The following is a 3,130-nucleotide window of genomic DNA, read 5'->3' on the forward strand; positions in this document are numbered from 1 at the left end:
CGGGAAACGCCACTACCGTTGCTCATGAACGTCCTCCTTCTTGCGTGTGGGACACCAAGCCCGACAAGCGCATCAGGAGGACGTTCGCCACGCCAGACCCGACCGCGCAGAACGCCTTTCTATGCCGTTGACCGCGGTTGCTCGCGACGTCTCGGCCGGCCAGCTCGGCGCTGACGTCCCGGGCGTGCCGGCGACTCGCCACGCCGTCGCGGGGACGGCGCGGCGAGTCCTTCAGGCACCGTCAGCGGTCGATCATCTTCTGCATCGCCTCCGGGTAGCGCGCTCCCTGGACCTGCACGCTGGCGGACGCGGCGTCGAGGTCGGCGAGGTCCTCCGGGGTGAGCTCGAGGTCTGCTGCGGCGAGGTTCTCCTCGAGGCGCTCGACCCTACGAGTGCCGGGGATCGGGGCGATCCACGGCTTCTGCGCGAGCAGCCACGCGAGGGCGACCTGCCCAACGGTGTGGCCCTTGCGCTCCGCGATGGTTTTGATGAGGTCGACGAGAGCGAGGTTCGTCTCCAAGGCCTCCCGCTCGAAGCGCGGTAGGGAGGCGCGGATGTCGCCCTCACCGAACTGCGTGGCCTTGGTGACCTGGCCCGTGAGGAAGCCGCGACCGAGCGGGCTGAACGGCACGAACCCGATGCCGAGCTCCTCGAGCATGGGCAGGATCGCGTCCTCGGGCTCGCGCCAGAAGAGGGAGTACTCGCTCTGCAGGGCCGTCACCGGCTGCACGGCGTGGGCCCGGCGGATGGTCTGCACTCCGGCCTCCGACATGCCGAAGTGGCGCACCTTCCCGGCGTCGATGAGCTCCTTGACGGCGCCGGCGACCTCCTCGATCGGGACGTCAGGGTCGACCCGGTGCTGGTAGAGCAGGTCGATCGTGTCGGTCCGCAGTCGACGCAGCGACCCCTCGACCGCAGCGCGGATGTTCTCGGGGCGGCTGGTGACGCCGGTCTGCGCGCCGTTCTCGTCGAAGGCGAAGCCGAACTTCGTGGCGATGACGACGTCGTCGCGGACCGGTTCGAGGGCTTCACCGACGAGGTCCTCGTTGTGGAAGGGCCCGTAGACCTCCGCGGTGTCGAAGAACGTCACTCCGCGCTCGACCGCGGCGCGTAGGAACGTGATCATCTCCTCGCGTGGTGGGCGGGGCCCGAACGACTGGCTCATGCCCATGCAGCCGAGGCCGAGGGCGGAGACCATCAGGCCTTGGTTACCGAGGGTGCGTGTCTGCATGCTGTGCTCCTTGCGTGCGATGCGGTTGAAAGCCCTGGGGCCGTCGAGCCTGTCAGGGCTGGCTGATGGTGAGCAGGGACTTGATGGCGCGGCGTTCGTCCATGGCGGCGTAGGCGCCGGCGACGTGGTCGAGGTCGGTGGTGTAGTCGAAGACGAGGCCGGGGTTGATGTCGCCGGCGAGGACGTGCCGGAGCAGCTCGGGGATGTACTGGCGGCCGGGTGCGACGCCGCCCTTGATGCCGACGTTCTTCCAGAACAGCGTCTGGTACTCGAACGACTCGTAGAGGGGGACGCCGACGGCGCCGATCATCCCGCCGGCGCGGACGATGCCGGCGGCGGTGTCGATGGACTGGTCGGTGCCGACGCACTCCAGTGCCCGGTCCACACCGGCCCCGTCGGTGAGCCGCAGGACCGCCTCGACGGCGTCGTCGCCGCGCTCGGCGACGATGTCGGTCGCGCCGAACTCCTTGGCCAGCTGCTGCCGTTCGGCGTGGCGGCTGAGCGCGATGATCCGGCCGGCGCCCAGGAGGTTGGCAGCCAGGACGGCGGAGAGCCCGACGGCGCCGTCGCCGACGACGGCGACGGTGTCACCCTGCTGGACACCGGCGCTGACGGCGGCGTGGTAGCCGGTGCACATGACGTCGGACAGCGCGGTGAAGGAGGCGAGCTGCTCGTCGGTGAAGGCGGCGGCGTCGCCGGGGACCTTGACGAGGGTGGCGTCGGCGTATGGGGCGCGGACCCTCTCGCCCTGGCCGCCATCGATCTCGCCGTTGCCGAACGCGCCGCCGTGGGTGCAGTTGGACTGGTAGCCGTTGCGGCAGGCGGGGCAGGTGCCGTCGTTGAAGGTGAACGGGGCGATGACGAAGTCGCCGACGGCGAGGTCCTGCACGTCGGGGCCGACGGCCTCGATGACGCCGATGTACTCGTGGCCGATGCTGCCGACCTGGTGCGGGTTGATGCCGCGGTAGTACCAGAGGTCTGAGCCGCAGACGCAGCCGCGGACGACACGGACGACCGCGTCAGTGGGGTCCTGGATCTGCGGGTCGGGACGCTGCCCGATCTCGATGTGTCGTGCTGCTTTGAACAGTGCTGCCTTCACGGGGTTTCTCCTCGGTCTGGGGTGGCGATTTGTGGTGGCGAGTTGGCCAGGGAGGGGCGGGGTCAGCGCGCTGCTCGGCTGCTGCGGTGGGCAGGCAGGAGCAGTGCGAGGACGAGCAGCAGGCCCAGGGCGAGCAGGATGCTGCTGCCGTGCAGGGCCAGGGTGAAGCGGGCCCCGGCGTCCGGAGCGCCGGCAGAGATGGCGACCAGGACGGCGAGGCCCATGGTGGTGCCGAACTGGTGGAAAGTGTTGACCAGGCCGGAGGCGGCGCCGGCGTCCGCGGCGGGTGCGTCGACGATGCCGAAGGAGGTCAGGGGGGCGAACGCCAGGCCTTGGCCTGCCCCGACGAGCAGCATCGGGGCGGCGATGGTGCTCAGGTAGCTGCTGTCCGGGCCGGCGCTGCTGAGCCACGCGATGCCGGCCAGCGTCAGGGCGACCCCGGTGGCGAGCATCCATCCGGCGTCCCAGCGGCGGCCCAGGTGCGGCACGGCGGACGCGACGGCGAAGTTGACGACCGTCATGGGCAGGAACCCGAGACCGGCTTGGAGCGCGGAGAAGCCGAGGGTGTCTTGCATGAGCTGGCTGGTGAAGAAGAAGAACCCGATCATCGCCCCCATGTACGCCGCCCGCGTCAGGTAGGCGGCGACGCGGCGACGGTCGGCGAACAGCCGCAGCGGCATAGAAAGGCGTTCTGCGCGGTCGGGTCTGGCGTGGCGAACGTCCTCCTGATGCGCTTGTCGGGCTTGGTGTCCCACACGCAAGAAGGAGGACGTTCATGAGCAACGGTAGTGGCGTTTCCC

Annotated in this window: 3 protein-coding genes; all 3 read right to left on the minus strand. The window is 69.9% G+C overall.

Annotated features, from left to right (window positions below; translation table 11 throughout):
- Positions 1 to 241: 241 nt before the first annotated feature.
- Complete coding sequence (locus ABD297_RS23485) at positions 242 to 1,231, minus strand: aldo/keto reductase (protein WP_344257573.1); 990 nt, start codon at positions 1,229 to 1,231, stop codon at positions 242 to 244.
- Between the two features lie 52 nt (positions 1,232 to 1,283).
- Positions 1,284 to 2,330: a zinc-binding dehydrogenase gene (locus tag ABD297_RS23490; protein ID WP_344257575.1), complete on the minus strand. Its 1,047-nt coding sequence runs from the start codon at positions 2,328 to 2,330 to the stop codon at positions 1,284 to 1,286.
- 62 nt (positions 2,331 to 2,392) lie between these two features.
- Positions 2,393 to 3,010, minus strand: coding sequence for an MFS transporter (locus ABD297_RS23495; protein ID WP_344257577.1), 618 nt, complete (start codon positions 3,008 to 3,010; stop codon positions 2,393 to 2,395).
- Positions 3,011 to 3,130: the final 120 nt, after the last annotated feature.

It is taken from the genome of Terrabacter carboxydivorans (genome assembly GCF_039532035.1).
Taxonomy (GTDB): domain Bacteria; phylum Actinomycetota; class Actinomycetes; order Actinomycetales; family Dermatophilaceae; genus Terrabacter; species Terrabacter carboxydivorans.